This window comes from Virgibacillus alimentarius (assembly GCF_017874635.1).
Taxonomy (GTDB): domain Bacteria; phylum Bacillota; class Bacilli; order Bacillales; family Amphibacillaceae; genus Virgibacillus_B; species Virgibacillus_B alimentarius.
In genome coordinates, this window is the sequence record NZ_JAGIKX010000024.1 from 32,627 (window position 1) to 47,944 (window position 15,318).

Here is a 15,318-nt window from a genome sequence, read left to right on the forward strand (position 1 = left end):
AATATATTAGGAAAGATACTTCATAGAAAAACTAATTTCCACATGACATGAAACAAACAACAATCTTTGGATGACACTGGATATTCCGTCAATTCCTTGCTCACAGGGTGATGCGGGAATATCCAGTCTTCCGAAGCTCACTTAAGTAAGAAAAAGAAGGCTATGCTTTCGTACAAAAATGAAGGAAAGGGAAGTAAAATGGCTATTTTGATGTATAAATAAGAGCCCTTATTTTATAAAACCCTTCAAAAACTATTTCATTAACTTTCTAGACTTTTATCTTGCTAGCTTTTCAGCCGACAATAACTCATTCATTACAAGGAGGGCTATTCATGAATTTCGAATTAACAGAAGAGCAGCGAATGACTCGTAATATGGTGCGAGACTTTGCAAATGATGTTATTAAACCTAGGGCCATTGATATTGATAGAGAGGCAAAGTTTCCAATTGATATTTTTAAAGAAATGGGAAAGCTTGGTCTCATGGGGATTCCTTTTCCAGAGGAATATGGCGGATCAGGTGGAGATACTATTTCTTATGCATTAGCAGTTGAAGAGATTGGTAAAGTTTGTGGCAGTACAGGACTAAGCTATGCTGCAGCAATATCATTAGGAGCAACGCCTATTTACCTGTTTGGTACAGAAGAACAAAAACAAAAGTATTTAACCCCTTTAGCCAAAGGAGAAGCATTAGGGTCCTTCGGTTTAACAGAACCAAATGCAGGCTCAGATGCTGGCGGAACAAAAACAACCGCATTGATAGATGGCGATGAATTTGTAATCAATGGAGAAAAGTGTTTCATTACAAATGCCAGTTTCGCTAAAACGTTAATTATTACAGCAGTTACCGGCAAAGATGAGCAAGGCAAAAATATCATATCAGCAATTATCGTTCCGACAGATACTAAAGGTGTCACCATAAATAGTAACTATGAAAAAATGGGAGTAAGAGGCTCAGATACTGCAGAAATTATTTTAGAAAATGTGCGGGTTCCCAAATCAAATTTGATAGGTGATCCCCAAAAAGGATTTAAGCAGTTTCTATCCACCCTAGATGGCGGACGAATTTCCATCGGTGCACTTAGCGTCGGTATTGCTCAAGCTTCGTTGAATCGAGCATTAGCCTATGCAAAAGAAAGAAAACAATTCGGCAAACCTCTTTCTTCCTTTCAAGCGATTCAATTTAAACTAGCTAATATGGCTATGGAAGCTGAATTATCAAGGAATATCGTTTTAAAAGCTGCATGGCTAAAAGATAATCATAAATCTTTTTCTAAAGAAGCTGCTTACGCAAAATTATTCGCTTCTGAAACTGCAGTACGCAATGCAGATCAGGCTATTCAGATCCATGGTGGATATGGATATATGAGAGAGTATGAAGTAGAAAGATTTTTGCGGGACGCTAAATTACTTGTCATTGGTGAGGGTACATCAGAGATACAAAGAATTGTTATCGCAAGACAATTAGGTTGTTAAATAACAAAATGGAGGGAGATTTCTATTATTAACTTAACAATTGGTGAGTTGTTAGAAAGGCAAGTAGAGTTATACCCTAATCATGAAGCAGTGGTCTACCCAGAGTCAAACGTACGTAAAACTTATTCAGAGTTTAATACCATCGTTAATCAAATGGCAAAAGGGTTTTTATCCCTAGGAATTAAGAAAGGAGATCATGTAGCTATTTGGTCTGATAACAAGTTTGAATGGCTTATCTCGCAATTTGCAACTGCGAAAATAGGCGCTGTGCTCGTGACTGTTAATACAAACTATCAAGCAGATGAGCTAGAGTACTTATTAAAGCAATCTGACTCAATGACTTTAATTATGGCAGAAAGGTATAAAAGTTCAAACTATGTAAATATATTAAATAAAGTTTGTCCAACAATTAAGCAAGCTGAAAAAGGAGATGTACACAGTGAAAAACTGCCCTACCTTAAAAATATTATTGTTTTAAATGATAAACATTATAAATACGCTTTCAATTGGAATGAAGTCATTCAGCGAAGTCATGAAATCGATGATAAACAACTAGATACTATCAAAAACGCATTACATTATGATGAAGTTATCAATATGCAGTATACATCCGGGACCACTGGTTTTCCTAAAGGGGTTATGCTCAGTCATTACAATATTATTAACAATGCCCATCAAATCGGCAATCGAATGAAACTCACTGAAAAAGACCGAATATGCATTCCAGTACCATTTTTCCATACATTTGGCTGTGTTTTAGGGATTTTAACCGCAGTTGCTAAAGGTTCCACAATGGTCATTATTGAACAATTTGATGCGGAAGAAGTGTTAGAAGCGGTTTCCAAAGAGAAATGTACTGCATTGCATGGTGTACCGACAATGTTTATTGCAGAATTAAACCACCCAAGATTTCATGAATTCGATTTATCTCATTTACGTACAGGAATCATGGCGGGATCGACTTGTCCGATCGAAGTCATGCGTGATGTCATGAATAAAATGGGTGCGACTGAAATTACAATTTGTTATGGATTAACGGAATGCTCTCCAGTTATTATGCAAACAACCGTTGACGATCCAATTGAATTGAAAGTAAGTACAGTCGGGAAAATTCATCCTAATATAGAGGCAAAGATTATTAATCCTGAAACATTAAAAGAAGTCGGTCCACATGAGCCAGGAGAGCTTATTACCAGAGGTTATCACGTAATGAAAGGTTATTATAAAAACGAAGAAGCGACAAACGAAACAATTGACGAAGATGGATGGCTTTATACGGGTGATATTGCAACAATGGATGAAAATGGATACTATACGATCACCGGCAGAAGTAAAGATGTCATTATTCGCGGTGGAGAAAACATCTATCCTCGGGAAATTGAGGAATTTTTATATAAAAATCCGAAGATCGTGGATGTTCAAGTTGTGGGTGTTCCAGATGAAAAATACGGCGAAGAAGTAATGGCATGTATCATTTTAAAGGAAAATGAGCAAGCAACAGAAGAAGCTATTCAAGCGTTTTGCGAAGGGCAAATTTCCAGACATAAAATACCGAAATACATTATGTTTTTAGATGAATATCCGATGACAGCTAGCGGAAAAATTCAAAAATACAAATTAAAGGAAATAGCTTTAGAGAATATAAAAGTATAAACATTCCAGATAGAATTGAGGGGAATAAAATGATCAACAAGCTACTTGTTGCTAATCGTGGGGAAATAGCAGCACGTATCATACGAACATGTAAAGAAAACGATATTAAAACCGTTGCCATCTATTCAGAAGCTGATGCCAGGTCACTTTTTGTAAAAATGGCAGATGAAAGCTATCTAATTGGACCTCCAAGGGTTAGCGAAAGTTACTTAAATACGGACAAAGTTCTAGAGATAGCAAAACAAACCAAAGTTGATGCAGTACATCCAGGATATGGTTTTTTAAGTGAAAATGGCAGCTTTGCAGACAAATGCGAACAAGCGGGAATCACATTTATCGGACCAAGTTCTAACGTAATCGAACAAATGGGGGATAAAATTTCTGCAAGAAAATTAATGGAGAAAGCTGGAGTACCAGTTATCCCAGGCACAAAAGGAGAAGTATCCGATGCGGAAGCGGCAATAAAGGAAGCGGAACATATAGGTTATCCAATTATGGTAAAGGCCTCTGCAGGTGGCGGTGGAATTGGTATGCAAATCGTTCACACTGCTCAGGAGCTTTTAAAAGCATTTGAGAGCAACTCCCAAAGAGCGGAACAATTTTTCGGTGATGGTTCCATGTTCATGGAAAAACTTCTAGTAAATTCCCGTCACATTGAGGTTCAGGTTTTAGCCGATACCCACGGTAATGCAATTCATCTATTTGAAAGAGAATGTTCGATACAACGGCGAAATCAAAAGGTAGTTGAAGAGGCCCCTTCTTCCTTTATATCAAAAGAAACCAGAAAAAAAATGGGTGAAGCCGCAATTAAAGCAGTGAAAGAAATTGGTTATACAAACGCAGGTACGATCGAATTTCTTGTAGATGAAAATGAACAGTTTTATTTCTTGGAAATGAATACAAGAATACAGGTTGAACATGCAATCACTGAAGAAATTACGGGACTGGATATTGTAAAAATGCAAATTGATATCGCTAATGGAGAAAAATTGAGGTTGGATCAAAATGATTTAGAGATCCAAGGCCATTCAATTGAAGTACGTATTTATGCAGAAGATCCTGTTACCTTTTTTCCATCACCAGGGGAAATAACTGTATATGAGGAGCCTGCCGCAAAATATATTAGAGTTGAATCATCGATTGAACAAGGCTCCAAGATAACTCCATTTTATGACCCTATGATAAGTAAATTAATTGCCACAGGAAATAACAGAAATGAGGCAATATCAAGGTTAAATGATGCACTACAAAACTATAAAATTGAAGGGATTAAGACAAATATACCGATGTTAAAAGAAGTTATTCATCATGAACACTTTATCTCAGGTAACACAACAACAGATTTTGTTGAAGAACATTATTTACCGATAGTGAAATAAACGGAGAACCATTCAACATGAGGGGAGTATTAAAATGACTCAAATAAAAGCAAATATGGCAGGAAACGTATGGAAAATCGTAGTTAGTAAAGGTGACACCGTAACAGAAGATCAAGACGTTGTTATTTTAGAATCAATGAAAATGGAAATCCCAATTGCTGCTGATGAAGAAGGAATAGTAAAAGAATTAAGTGTTAATGAAGGCGATTTTGTCAATGAAGGTGATGTGCTTGTAATTATAGAATAATCCGAGCACTTTAGCTCTCCTCTGAGGGCTAAAGTGTTAATAGATTAGGAGGCCTTTTATTCATGTCAAATCTTGTTCAAGTAGAACTGAGAGACGATCATATTGCCATTATTAAACTAAATCGGCCTGAAGCAGCAAATGCAATGAGTCGGCAATTACTAAAAGAAATCAATGATGCTATTTTTTCAATAAGTGAATATGATTCTATTTATTGTACGGTTATTACTGGTGTCGGTGAAAAAGCCTTTTGTGCTGGAGCTGACTTAAAGGAACGAAGCGGCATGAATAACAAGGAAGTCATCGAAGCTGTACGCAGCATCGGAAATACCGTGCTAAATATTGAACAAATGCGGATGCCTGTTATTGCCGCTTTAAATGGAGTTGCTTTCGGCGGAGGATTAGAACTAGCTTTAGGATGTGATATTCGATTAGCAGCCGAACACATTCATTTGGGGTTAACCGAGACATCACTAGCTATTATCCCCGGTGCAGGGGGAACACAACGACTGCCGCGTTTAATAGGCATTGGCAATGCCAAACAACTTATATATACAGCAAAAAAATTAACGGCTAGGGAAGCAAGAAACCTTGGTTTAGTCGAAGAAATTATTGAACCAAGTCAGTTAATAGAAAGGTCAATAGAAATAGCAAAGGATATAGCTAGCAATGGACCGATAGCGGTTCAACAGGCTAAAATTGCTATTAATAATGGCATGCAAGTTGATTTATTAACCGGGCTGGAGATCGAACATCTCAGTTATAAAGAAACCATCCGTACTGAAGATCGATTAGAAGGTTTACGTGCTTTTAAAGAAAAGAGAAAACCTGTTTATAAAGGAGACTAACAAGGAGGATACATATCTATGTCCTATGTAGAACAATTAACAGAAAAAGTCGATACGATTAAAAAAGGTGGAAAAGAAAAGTACCATAAAAATAATCAAGAACGTGGGAAGCTATTTGTAAGAGAACGACTAAATTTGCTTTTCGATAAGGGACTGGATATCGAGGATGCATTTTTTGCTAACTGCATGGATGATGAGTTACCGTCCGATGGTGTCGTTACAGGGATTGGAGAAATGAATGGCCAAAAAGTGTGCGTGATGGCAAATGATTCGACTGTTAAGGCAGGATCTTGGGGAAAAAGAACAGTTGAAAAAATTATTCGTATTCAAGAGACAGCGCTAAAATTAGAACTGCCAATGTTATATTTAGTCGATTCAGCTGGAGCGAGAATAACTGATCAAATTGAAATGTTTCCTGGCCGCCGCGGGGCGGGCCGTATTTTTCACAATCAAATAAAATTGTCAGGCCGCGTTCCTCAAATTTGTCTATTATTTGGTCCTTCTGCCGCTGGAGGCGCATATATTCCTGCCTTCTGTGACATTGTCATTATGGTGAAAGGAAATGCCTCCATGTACTTAGGATCCCCTCGTATGGCTGAAAAGGTTATTGGAGAAAAAGTCACTCTAGAAGAAATGGGCGGTGCAAAAATGCATTGTGCTGTATCCGGTTGCGGAGACGTTCTTGCTAAAACGGAAGAAGAAGCCATTGAATTTGCAAGAAACTATTTAACGTACTTCCCTGCTAACTTTAGAAGCAAACCGAAAAAAGCTGCAGTTCCCGCCCAAAAAGCGTTTCATAAAACAATCAAGGATATTATTCCAGCTAACCAAAATACACCTTTTGATATGAAAGAATTGATCGATCAGATTATCGACACAAACAGCTTTTGTGAAATTAAAAAGTTATTTGCACCAGAAATAATAACGGGATTGTCCCGTATTAAAGGTGGAGTTGTAGGTATTATTGCAAGTCAGCCACGCCAAAAAGGAAGTGTATTATTTCCAGATTCGGCAGACAAAGCTGCGAAATTCATACAATTATGTGATGCATTTAATATTCCCCTGCTCTTCCTTATGGATGTGCCTGGTTTTATGATAGGTACAAAAGTGGAGAGTCAAGGTATCATTAGACATGGTGCAAAAATGTTGGCATCTATGAGTGAAGCTACGGTTCCAAAAATTTCAGTAATCGTTAGAAAAGCTTATGGGGCTGGTCTTTATGCAATGGCTGGACCTGCATTTGAACCAGACGCTGTTTTAGCATTGCCAACAGCACAAATTGCTGTGATGGGACCGGAAGCAGCGGTAAATGCAGTGTATGCAAATAAAATAGCATCATTAGAAGGAGAAGAAAGACAAAGGTTTATAAAGGAAAAACAAGAAGAATATCGTGATGATATTGACGTTTATCGTTTAGCATCTGAAATGGTTGTCGATCAAATTGTAGAACCAGATCAGTTAAGAGGGGAATTAGGAAAGCGTTTTAAAGCTTATGAATCAAAAAATGTAGAATTTACAAAGAGAAAACATGGCGTACTTCCCGTATGAATGAATTTGCACCTTGATCATTTTCAAGGTGCTTTTTCATAAATCCATTTACAAACGTTATCCAAGTGAAATTTAATAACAAGCGCAAAGTTCCATTTCTAATCCTTTTATTGGCACTTTTCATGAACCTTATACTCTTTTCTTTGCAAAAACGATTGCCCCGCATCTTTATATCACGTAATGCCACCCTTGGACCCTCGCCCTACATAATGGTGGTGTTCCTAACCAAAATGCCTGCCTTCTTTTTTTCCATTATTTGCATAATATTGGAAATGATTTGTTTGTTTCACTCGCTTTACTATAAAATAACCAATAAAGGCACCAGAAATACTACTTACTAAAAATGAAGGCATAAACACCATGGCTCCCATCGAACTTCCCATTAATATATTCGCGTACGGGACTGCAAACAAGGAACCAATCAGCCCTGTTCCAACAATTTCTCCAATCACAGCCATTATTTTTTTGCCAAAATGTTTATAGAAAATACCAGCTAAGAAGGCACCAATCATCCCCCCCGGAAAAGCAATGATTGTTCCTAGTCCAAGCATATTACGAATCAACCCCGTCACAAAAGCGATTATAACAGCTGGAACTGGTCCTAATAGTATTGCCACCATAACATTGATCGCATGCTGTACTGGATATGCCTTTGCAACCCCTGCAGGAAACCAGAGTAATTGGGAACCGATTGTCGCTATAGCAACGAAAACTGCCATTGTTGTAATTAGTCTTGTTCGATTCACATTGTATTCCCCTTTTTCCGCAAAATGTGATATTTCCCGGGAAATATCGACAATATTTACTGCACCTTGTCTAATTGTTCTCGCAGTTCTCTTGCAGCTTGCTCAGCGTCCCCTGCTTGACTAATTGCCGTGATCACTGATATACCTGCCGCTCCTGCTTTTTTTATTTGCATAGCATTGGATTTTTTTACCCCGCCAATAGCTACAATTGGAATGTTAACTTTCTCCGTAATATCTCTAATCGTCTGAATTCCAATAGGCTTTTTACCTGGTTTTGTTGCCGTTTCAAAAATTGGGCCTACTCCGAGGTAACTAGCTCCTTGCTGCTCAGCTAGTACTGCTTCTTCTATAGTTGATACAGAAATACCAATCGGAAAATTATTTGGAAGTTTTTCTCTAGCCTCTTTAATTGGTTCGTCTCCTTGTCCCAGATGAACTCCATCAGCACCAAGCTGGATAGCCAAATCGATATCGTCATTAACAATAAATGGAACTCCCTTTTCTTGACATATCTTCCTTAGCTGTTTTCCAAGCTGAATTTTATCTTCGCCTTTTTTTACATGAAGTCCTTTTTCCCGATACTGAAAAATGGTAACTCCGCCATCGATGGCTTCCTGTAATACTTGGGAAGGATTGCGCTTTGTATTGTCACTTCCCATTATAAAATAGAGTAGAAGATCTTTTTCATTGATCATAAAAGGTTAATCCTCCTGAGCTGTGAACATTTGTATTCTTTTTCGTTTCGTAACATCCTGATTTGTTAAATTATAAAGGCTATCCATTAAAGCAGCTGAGAAAGCTCCTGGGCCACTCACTGTTTCCATAGCAATTTCTGATGCTGCTCCATAACTGCTAACTGCGTTTACAGACGCATGATACCTATCATCAGCTACACTAACAAAAGCTCCAATGATAGCAGTCAGTAAACAGCCAGATCCAGTAACCTTTGGCAGCATGGGTACACCATTTTTACATAATGAATATCTTTCACCATCCGTAATAACGTCAGTTTCTCCTGTCGTAATAACGATTGAACCATATCTTCTTGAAACTTGCTTCGGTATATTGGGATTGATATGATCTGTTGATGCATCGACACCTTTCATTTCTGATCCGACTTCCCCTAAGATAGCTATTTCCCCTGTGTTTCCGCGAATAACAGATACATTAATTTCACCCAAAATTTGCTTTACTGCTTGTTTTCTGAAACTTGTTGCCCCGACTCCAACTGGGTCTAATATAACAGGAATCCCTTGATCATTAGCAGTTTTCCCAGCAAGAAGCATGGCTCTCACTTGAGTTTGTGTACACGTTCCAATATTTAACACCAGCGCATTAGCATGGCTTACCATCTCTTCCACTTCTTCAGGAGCATTTGCCATTACAGGCGATGCACCTATTGCTAATAATCCATTTGCTGAAAAATTTGCAACAACGATATTCGTAATATTATGGATCAATGGTTTTTGTTTTCTTATTGCTGTGATGTAGTCCATTAATTAGCCTCTTTCGTTTTATTTTCCGGAACTCCCTGCAAACGATAACCCCAGTGGTTTGTCGGTCCGTTCCCCCTGCCTATTTCTAAACTGAATCGAATGGCGTCAGTTATAAATTGCTTAGCGATCGCAACAGATTCATAAATTGATTTTCCTTTTGCTATTTCTGCTGCAATGACTGCGGAATACGTACATCCTGTTCCATGTGTATGCTTTGTATTAATTCGTTCTGTCGGGAATTTGTAAATTTTCTTCCCATCAAATAATATATCAATCGCATCTCCAGCAAAGTGACCGCCCTTCACAATAGCAGATTGTGCTCCTAACTCCTCGACTATTCGCTTGGCAGCAATTTCTGCATCCTCGGTTGATTGAATAGACACTTCCAATAGTTCTTCTGCCTCTGGTATATTTGGCGTAATAACAGTAGACAACGGAACTAATGCTTCACGGATCGTCTGTCTTGATTCTTTATCCATCAAATGATCTCCACTTTTAGCAACCATGACTGGATCAAGAACATATGGAACATGGTTAGATTTGATTGCATGACTAACTACTTCCATCATTTCAGGTGTGGCGATCATCCCTGTTTTCACAACGTCTGGTACAATATCATTAAAAACACTTTCAAGTTGCTTCTCTATAAATGAAACAGATAGATGTTCGATAGATTGAACGCCTAATGTATTTTGTGCTACGACCGACGTAACAACGCTCATGCCATAAACTTCTCGCTCCTGAAATGATTTTAAATCTGCTTGAATCCCTGCACCACCAGTTGGATCCGTACCAGCAATCGTAAGTGCAGAAGAAGTTGCATATTTCATCGTTTATTAACCCCTTTTCATGGAAAATCCCTATGAAGGAAAAATGGAGATAAGGTAATTTCATAATAAAAACCACACCAGGAAATTGGAGTGGCTTGATATACGTATACAAAGGTATAGCTGTTTTCATATACTATAACCGTTCTCCACTTTCCTACGCTAGTTTGAACTAGATCAGGTTCGAAGGGTTGAGGATTTTACCTTATCTCAGCCATGTGGCACCCCTAGTGGACTTTCCTATTTAATTATGCGTTATATCTTAACTTAATCATGATAACACCTAATTGTCAACTAGATGAAATACGTTGAATAAAAAATAGTTTTCAAGTAATATTTTATTGTGGAAAATGATTTATGTAAAAGGGAGCTTATCATAATGAACGTAAACTTTAATCTTGAATTTGATGACCTATTAGCCTTTCAAGAAGATGTTATTAATAATTCGCGCACACATGATATAAAAGCTAAATACTTTAAATGGATTACAACCATCATCATTCTCCTTGGAATGCTATTGCTTGTAAAGACTTCTTTATTATCGGCCATATTTATTCTAATAATAGCTATGATCTATTTTTTTCTATTTCCATATTTATATAAATCTATGACTTTTCGTAAATTAAAGAATAAACTGCAAAACAATGATTATTCACATATACTTGGCCCCTGTCAAATGACTTTTTCCGAGAATGGAATAGATAGAGAAACAAAACATTCTACCTCCCATTTTAATTGGAATCAATTTGAAAAGGTAAGCGAAGATAATAAACATTACTTTTTATATGTAACAGATTTAGAAGGATTAATTATTCCGAAACAGCCGGATCACATGAATGAAAAAGAGATAACGGAATACAACAATATGATTAAAAATTTCATTAGAAACCTTAAGTAACAAATCTCTATTCACTTCTTTCGCAATATGCGGAAAGATGAGAAACAATATTGTAGTCTTGAATCCTCCATTCCACTTGGTTAAAGGTAATATTACTAATACAAGCATTAATTAGTTTTGTTTTCCCTGAACCTATCTTTCCATTTGATATGGTGGCTAAGATCGTGTTAATTACAGCTCCATGTGCGACAAGCAGGATATGCTTACCCTGATTGTTCTCGATGATCTCATTCAGACCAGCCATTACGCGTTTCCGAAGGGCTCCCCGTGTTTCCTGATTAGGATAATCTTTATCTGGATATTTTGCCTGTCGCTCTCTTTTTGTCATACCCTGTGCTTCCCCGTAATACCTTTCTACAAATGCTTCCATTTCAATGAGCGGAATTTGGAGCTTTTCATTGATAATATTCGCTGTCTGCTTTGCCCGTTGCAAAGGACTTGTTATCAGTACATCATACTTCGTTTTCACCAGCTGATTAGCACATTCCTTGGCTTGTTCTATTCCCCTCTCATTTAGAGGGGTATCCATTTGCCCCTGTACGACTTCTAAAGCATTCCAGTCCGTTTCACCATGTCGTACCAAGCTTATACTTGTAATTTTTATGCACCTCCATTAAAAATAACTCTCTATCACTTTCTATCATTATATAATAATATTTCCCTAGATGCAGGATGGAACTTCAATGATGGATAATCAACCATTGCTTTGGTAAAATCAAAGGTATAACAAGGATTTTTAAGGAGGTCTTAACATGAAAATTACCTCAATTGAACCAACACCAAGCCCACACTCTATGAAAATAAATGTCGATGAAACATTAGCTGATGGGAAAAGTCAAAACTTCCAACTTGGTGATGAGCTAAACGATGCTCCTCCATATATCAAAGACCTGTTTGCAATTGAAGGTGTGAAAGGTCTTTACCAAGTAATGGACTTTATTACGCTGCAGCGTAACCCGCGTGTTAGATGGGAAGACATTCTCCCGCAAGTGCGAGATGTCTTAGGATCTTCAGAAGATATGACGGATACATTTCATGCAGGCGGCACTTCGACAGCTGACTCTTTTGGTGAAATAAAGGTATTTATCCAAATGTTTCGAAATATCCCGATGCAAGTAAAGTTGCAAGAGGGAGAAACAGAACAACGATTTGGATTGCCTGAATCATTCACAAATGCTTCTATGAAGGCATCTGAAGCTACAGACAATATGCTCATGGAAAGAAAATGGGTCGAACAGAACCCACGTTATGGGGAAATAAAAGAAATTGGAGAAGAGGTTGTTGAGGAACTAACAGCAAGCTATAACACAGAAAGACTGGACGAACTTGTTCAACTTGCCTTTACCAAAGATGGGGAAACACCGCCCACCTCCAATTCACGTGTAAAAGTTACACCCGAAATGCTTGACAGTCCTAACTGGAAAGAACGTTACGCAGCACTTGACCGAATGGATCCAATGATCGATGACTTAGATGTTCTTAATAAGGCTTTAGATGACGAAAAGGCATCCATACGCCGGCTTGCCACTGCATTCCTTGGTATGATTGAAGAACCTGAAGTACTGCCTTATTTGTATAAAGCATTAAAAGACAATGCGATTAACGTGCGGCGTACTGCGGGCGATTGCCTTTCTGATTTAGGCTTTAAAGAAGCTATCCCGGAAATGATCAAGGCATTGTCAGATTCCAGTCGGATTGTTCGCTGGAGGGCTGCTATGTTTCTGTATGAAATCGGTGATGAAACTGCTATACCAGCATTACGTCAGGCAATGGATGACCCGGAATTTGAGGTACGCATGCAAGTGAAAATGGCTCTAGCCCGTATTGAAGGCGGGGAAGAAGCCAAAGGTTCCATCTGGCATCAAATGACGCAAGCAACAAAAAAATAAAAAGCCAACACTACCACCACAGGTGCTTGAAAATAGTAACAGGAACTCACTTGTTATTCCAAATTAAAAAATTCCCTGCTTTATATAAAGGAGCAGGGAATTTTATCCATTTCTAACTAATTAAGACTGCTAGTTTCTTATCTCTTTCTTCCCTTTCAAGTTTTGAAGCCAGATCGTATTTCTTTAAAAGGTGAAATAATTCATTTAAGTTTTCCTGGGATTGTTCATTTTCTAAAAATTGATGAACCTTACGAGCCAAATCATCTGGTAAAAATGATTCTTGGCCCTTGAGCTTTTTTTGTACATCCTCAAGGGAATGGTCAATATTACAAACTCCCATGTAAACACCTCCTTTACCTATTTTCAGGTTTGTTTCTTTACAATGACAACTTTCAGGTAATTTCCTTGTAAAAAACCATCCAATACCTTGAAATCACTAGGTAATGTATATTCTCTAAGAATTTCATATTTGTCCCCAGTTTCTTTAAAAGCCCTGTCAATAAATCCTTTAAATTTTTTCATCCCGAACGTCGCATTATTTGTTGAAGCGGCAATTATACCGTTTTTCTCCGTAATTGTAATTGTATCCTTTACCAATTTCGTATAATCCTTCGCTGCTCGAAATGTGTGTTTCTTTGAACGTGCAAAACTCGGAGGGTCCAGTATAACTAAATCAAATTTTAATTTTTTACGATTAGCGTATTTAAAGTAATCAAAAACATCCATCACAATAATATCTTGTTGTTCATAGTCAATTCCATTGACACTAAAATGTTCAATTGTTTTACTTTTACTTCGTTTTGCTAAATCCACACTTGTCGTTTTTGCTGCTCCACCTATAGCGGCTGCTACGGAAAAAGCGCCTGTATAAGAAAAAGTATTTAACACATGTTTATCTTTCGAATATTGATCCCTAATCGCTTTTCTGACTTCACGTTGATCTAAGAAAATACCTACCATGGCACCATCGTTTAAATAAACGGCATAATTCATTCCATTCTCTTTTACAATGATAGGAAACTCCCCGCGCTTTCCCTTCACAAAATCATCATCATCGATATACTGGCCTTCCGTATTAAACCTTTTTTTCTGATAGATGCCAGTGTAATTCGCTAGCTCATCCAATGTCCGTATAACGTCATCTTTAAATGAAAAAATTCCTTGACTGTACCAATTAATTAAGTAAAAGCCATCGAAATAGTCAATGGTCAATCCGCCAATACCGTCTCCTTCGCCATTGAAAACTCGAAAAGCATTTGTGTTCTGATCATTAAATAGATGTTTCCTCTTCTGAATTGCTGCATTGATTTTTTCCTTGAAAAAGTTAAAATCAATTTTTTCTTCTTTTTTCCTTGATAAAATCCAGCCGATTCCTTTATTTTGCTTTCCATAATAAGCCTTTGCAATAAATTGCTGGTGCTGGTCTACTAAATAGAAAATACTGCCTTCTTTTTTTAGCAAATGATCATCAACAATCATATCTCTATGTACCAATGGATATCCATTCTTATACTTCGTTACGTATTTTGATTGAACCTTAATTTTAACCACGTTTATCATGATTTCATCCCATCATCTGTTTTCTTCATTATTACATGTTCCAATGAAAAGGGAAAGGGGCTTACATAATAAAACTCACTAAAAAACTACAGAAGACCCTGTAGTTTTATAAAGTTATAGTAAAGGAAATTAATTATTCTTCCTCTTCTATATCCTCAAATTTATATTCTTCTTTTATATCTTCCCATTTTTTTTGTGCCTTTTCATCTATTTCTAGTGATTCCTGTGTTTTTTCTTCAGATTTTGCCAGTACTTCATTGGCTTCCTCTTCTGTTAAAGAACCGTCGAACAATCCTTCGAATGCTTCTTGTTCTAACTGGACAGATTCCCTTAAAGCATTAATCCAGTCAACTTTGAGTTGATGATACTCTTTTGTAATGTCATGCTCAGGCTCTTTGGATTCAATATAATCTTTCACCTCATCCAATAGTGGAATCACTTCATTCTTTTGTTTTTCCAAAGCATCCTCTTGCGAATTCATACTTAATACTTCTTGACCTAAAGTTTGTATCTCCTCAAGTTTAGGCTGTACATCATCAACTAAGCTATTATGATAATCCAGTACTTCATCCGCTTCAGGTGAACTGCATGCAACTAGAGCTAACATAAAAAATAATGACATAAATAAAAATAAATTCCTCATTTTCACCATTATGTATACCCCCTCGTATAATATGTTTAGTCTTAAATATTTTCTTATTAATTATTTTCAATCTACCTAATAACACTTTGAGCGTAACTCCGTTACCCTTCAC

Annotated in this window: 16 protein-coding genes and 1 riboswitch; of the genes, 8 read left to right on the plus strand and 8 right to left on the minus strand. The window is 37.3% G+C overall.

Annotated elements, in window-relative coordinates; all coding sequences use genetic code 11:
- Positions 1-332: 332 nt before the first annotated feature.
- From J2Z81_RS11590 to J2Z81_RS11615, 6 genes are all read left to right on the plus strand, one after another.
- Entirely contained in the window at positions 333-1,475 is a 1,143-nt protein-coding gene (locus tag J2Z81_RS11590; RefSeq protein WP_226371395.1) for an acyl-CoA dehydrogenase family protein, read from the plus strand.
- Positions 1,476-1,493: 18 nt separating this feature from the next.
- Complete coding sequence (locus tag J2Z81_RS11595; RefSeq protein WP_226371400.1) at positions 1,494-3,128, plus strand: AMP-binding protein; 1,635 nt, start codon at positions 1,494-1,496, stop codon at positions 3,126-3,128.
- A gap of 29 nt (positions 3,129-3,157) precedes the next feature.
- Positions 3,158-4,507 (plus strand): acetyl-CoA carboxylase biotin carboxylase subunit, encoded by a 1,350-nt coding sequence (locus J2Z81_RS11600; RefSeq protein ID WP_226371396.1) that lies wholly within the window; start codon positions 3,158-3,160, stop codon positions 4,505-4,507.
- Between the two features lie 34 nt (positions 4,508-4,541).
- Positions 4,542-4,754 carry an acetyl-CoA carboxylase biotin carboxyl carrier protein subunit gene (locus J2Z81_RS11605; RefSeq protein WP_029266183.1) on the plus strand — a complete coding sequence of 71 codons (213 nt, stop codon included), beginning with the start codon at positions 4,542-4,544 and terminating at the stop codon, positions 4,752-4,754.
- Between the two features lie 62 nt (positions 4,755-4,816).
- A complete protein-coding gene (locus J2Z81_RS11610) occupies positions 4,817-5,599 on the plus strand; it encodes an enoyl-CoA hydratase (RefSeq protein WP_029266185.1) in 783 nt (260 codons plus the stop codon).
- An 18-nt stretch (positions 5,600-5,617) separates the two neighbouring features.
- Positions 5,618-7,147, plus strand: coding sequence for an acyl-CoA carboxylase subunit beta (locus J2Z81_RS11615; protein WP_226371397.1), 1,530 nt, complete (start codon positions 5,618-5,620; stop codon positions 7,145-7,147).
- A gap of 221 nt (positions 7,148-7,368) precedes the next feature.
- On the opposite strand, the gene thiW is transcribed toward J2Z81_RS11615, so the two are convergent.
- From thiW to thiD, 4 genes are read right to left on the minus strand one after another with little or no spacing between them, the layout of a single operon-like run.
- Positions 7,369-7,893 (minus strand): energy coupling factor transporter S component ThiW, encoded by a 525-nt coding sequence (gene thiW / locus J2Z81_RS11620; RefSeq protein ID WP_029266189.1) that lies wholly within the window; start codon positions 7,891-7,893, stop codon positions 7,369-7,371.
- A 56-nt stretch (positions 7,894-7,949) separates the two neighbouring features.
- Positions 7,950-8,588, minus strand: coding sequence for a thiamine phosphate synthase (thiE, locus tag J2Z81_RS11625; protein ID WP_226371398.1), 639 nt, complete (start codon positions 8,586-8,588; stop codon positions 7,950-7,952).
- Positions 8,589-8,594: 6 nt separating this feature from the next.
- Complete coding sequence (thiM, locus tag J2Z81_RS11630) at positions 8,595-9,389, minus strand: hydroxyethylthiazole kinase (RefSeq protein ID WP_226371399.1); 795 nt, start codon at positions 9,387-9,389, stop codon at positions 8,595-8,597.
- The gene (thiD, locus tag J2Z81_RS11635; RefSeq protein ID WP_029266195.1) at positions 9,389-10,219 is read right to left on the minus strand and encodes a bifunctional hydroxymethylpyrimidine kinase/phosphomethylpyrimidine kinase; all 831 of its coding nucleotides are present in this window, start codon (positions 10,217-10,219) and stop codon (positions 9,389-9,391) included. The genes thiM and thiD overlap by 1 nt, the downstream gene beginning before the upstream one ends.
- Before the next feature lie 134 nt (positions 10,220-10,353).
- Positions 10,354-10,455: riboswitch (TPP riboswitch) on the minus strand.
- Between the two features lie 140 nt (positions 10,456-10,595).
- Between thiD and J2Z81_RS11640 the strand changes: the two genes are divergently transcribed.
- Positions 10,596-11,114: a YcxB family protein gene (locus J2Z81_RS11640; RefSeq protein WP_029266197.1), complete on the plus strand. Its 519-nt coding sequence runs from the start codon at positions 10,596-10,598 to the stop codon at positions 11,112-11,114.
- Between the two features lie 7 nt (positions 11,115-11,121).
- Here J2Z81_RS11640 and J2Z81_RS11645 read toward each other — a convergent pair whose 3' ends face one another.
- On the minus strand, positions 11,122-11,712 hold the full coding sequence (locus tag J2Z81_RS11645) for a histidine phosphatase family protein (RefSeq protein ID WP_226371401.1): 591 nt from the start codon (positions 11,710-11,712) through the stop codon (positions 11,122-11,124).
- Between the two features lie 154 nt (positions 11,713-11,866).
- Here J2Z81_RS11645 and J2Z81_RS11650 point away from each other — a divergent pair, with 154 nt between their 5' ends.
- A complete protein-coding gene (locus tag J2Z81_RS11650; RefSeq protein WP_029266201.1) occupies positions 11,867-13,003 on the plus strand; it encodes a conserved virulence factor C family protein in 1,137 nt (378 codons plus the stop codon).
- A gap of 112 nt (positions 13,004-13,115) precedes the next feature.
- On the opposite strand, the gene J2Z81_RS11655 is transcribed toward J2Z81_RS11650, so the two are convergent.
- The 3 genes from J2Z81_RS11655 to J2Z81_RS11665 all read right to left on the minus strand — a co-directional run bounded on the left by J2Z81_RS11655 (position 13,116) and on the right by J2Z81_RS11665 (position 15,215).
- A complete protein-coding gene (locus tag J2Z81_RS11655) occupies positions 13,116-13,343 on the minus strand; it encodes a hypothetical protein (protein WP_029266203.1) in 228 nt (75 codons plus the stop codon).
- A 23-nt stretch (positions 13,344-13,366) separates the two neighbouring features.
- Positions 13,367-14,563: a class I SAM-dependent rRNA methyltransferase gene (locus J2Z81_RS11660; protein ID WP_029266205.1), complete on the minus strand. Its 1,197-nt coding sequence runs from the start codon at positions 14,561-14,563 to the stop codon at positions 13,367-13,369.
- 133 nt (positions 14,564-14,696) lie between these two features.
- Positions 14,697-15,215 (minus strand): hypothetical protein, encoded by a 519-nt coding sequence (locus J2Z81_RS11665; RefSeq protein ID WP_029266207.1) that lies wholly within the window; start codon positions 15,213-15,215, stop codon positions 14,697-14,699.
- Positions 15,216-15,318: the final 103 nt, after the last annotated feature.

Coding starts and splice junctions, on each gene's coding strand:
- J2Z81_RS11590 (WP_226371395.1), top strand. CDS start 333: ATGAATTTCGAATTAACAGAAGAGCAGCGAATGACTCGTAATATGGTG.
- J2Z81_RS11655 (WP_029266203.1), bottom strand. CDS start 13,343: ATGGGAGTTTGTAATATTGACCATTCCCTTGAGGATGTACAAAAAAAG.
- J2Z81_RS11610 (WP_029266185.1), top strand. CDS start 4,817: ATGTCAAATCTTGTTCAAGTAGAACTGAGAGACGATCATATTGCCATT.
- J2Z81_RS11600 (WP_226371396.1), top strand. CDS start 3,158: ATGATCAACAAGCTACTTGTTGCTAATCGTGGGGAAATAGCAGCACGT.
- J2Z81_RS11615 (WP_226371397.1), top strand. CDS start 5,618: ATGTCCTATGTAGAACAATTAACAGAAAAAGTCGATACGATTAAAAAA.
- J2Z81_RS11665 (WP_029266207.1), bottom strand. CDS start 15,215: ATGGTGAAAATGAGGAATTTATTTTTATTTATGTCATTATTTTTTATG.
- J2Z81_RS11650 (WP_029266201.1), top strand. CDS start 11,867: ATGAAAATTACCTCAATTGAACCAACACCAAGCCCACACTCTATGAAA.
- thiD (WP_029266195.1), bottom strand. CDS start 10,219: ATGAAATATGCAACTTCTTCTGCACTTACGATTGCTGGTACGGATCCA.
- J2Z81_RS11640 (WP_029266197.1), top strand. CDS start 10,596: ATGAACGTAAACTTTAATCTTGAATTTGATGACCTATTAGCCTTTCAA.
- J2Z81_RS11605 (WP_029266183.1), top strand. CDS start 4,542: ATGACTCAAATAAAAGCAAATATGGCAGGAAACGTATGGAAAATCGTA.
- thiE (WP_226371398.1), bottom strand. CDS start 8,588: ATGATCAATGAAAAAGATCTTCTACTCTATTTTATAATGGGAAGTGAC.
- J2Z81_RS11660 (WP_029266205.1), bottom strand. CDS start 14,563: ATGATAAACGTGGTTAAAATTAAGGTTCAATCAAAATACGTAACGAAG.
- thiM (WP_226371399.1), bottom strand. CDS start 9,389: ATGGACTACATCACAGCAATAAGAAAACAAAAACCATTGATCCATAAT.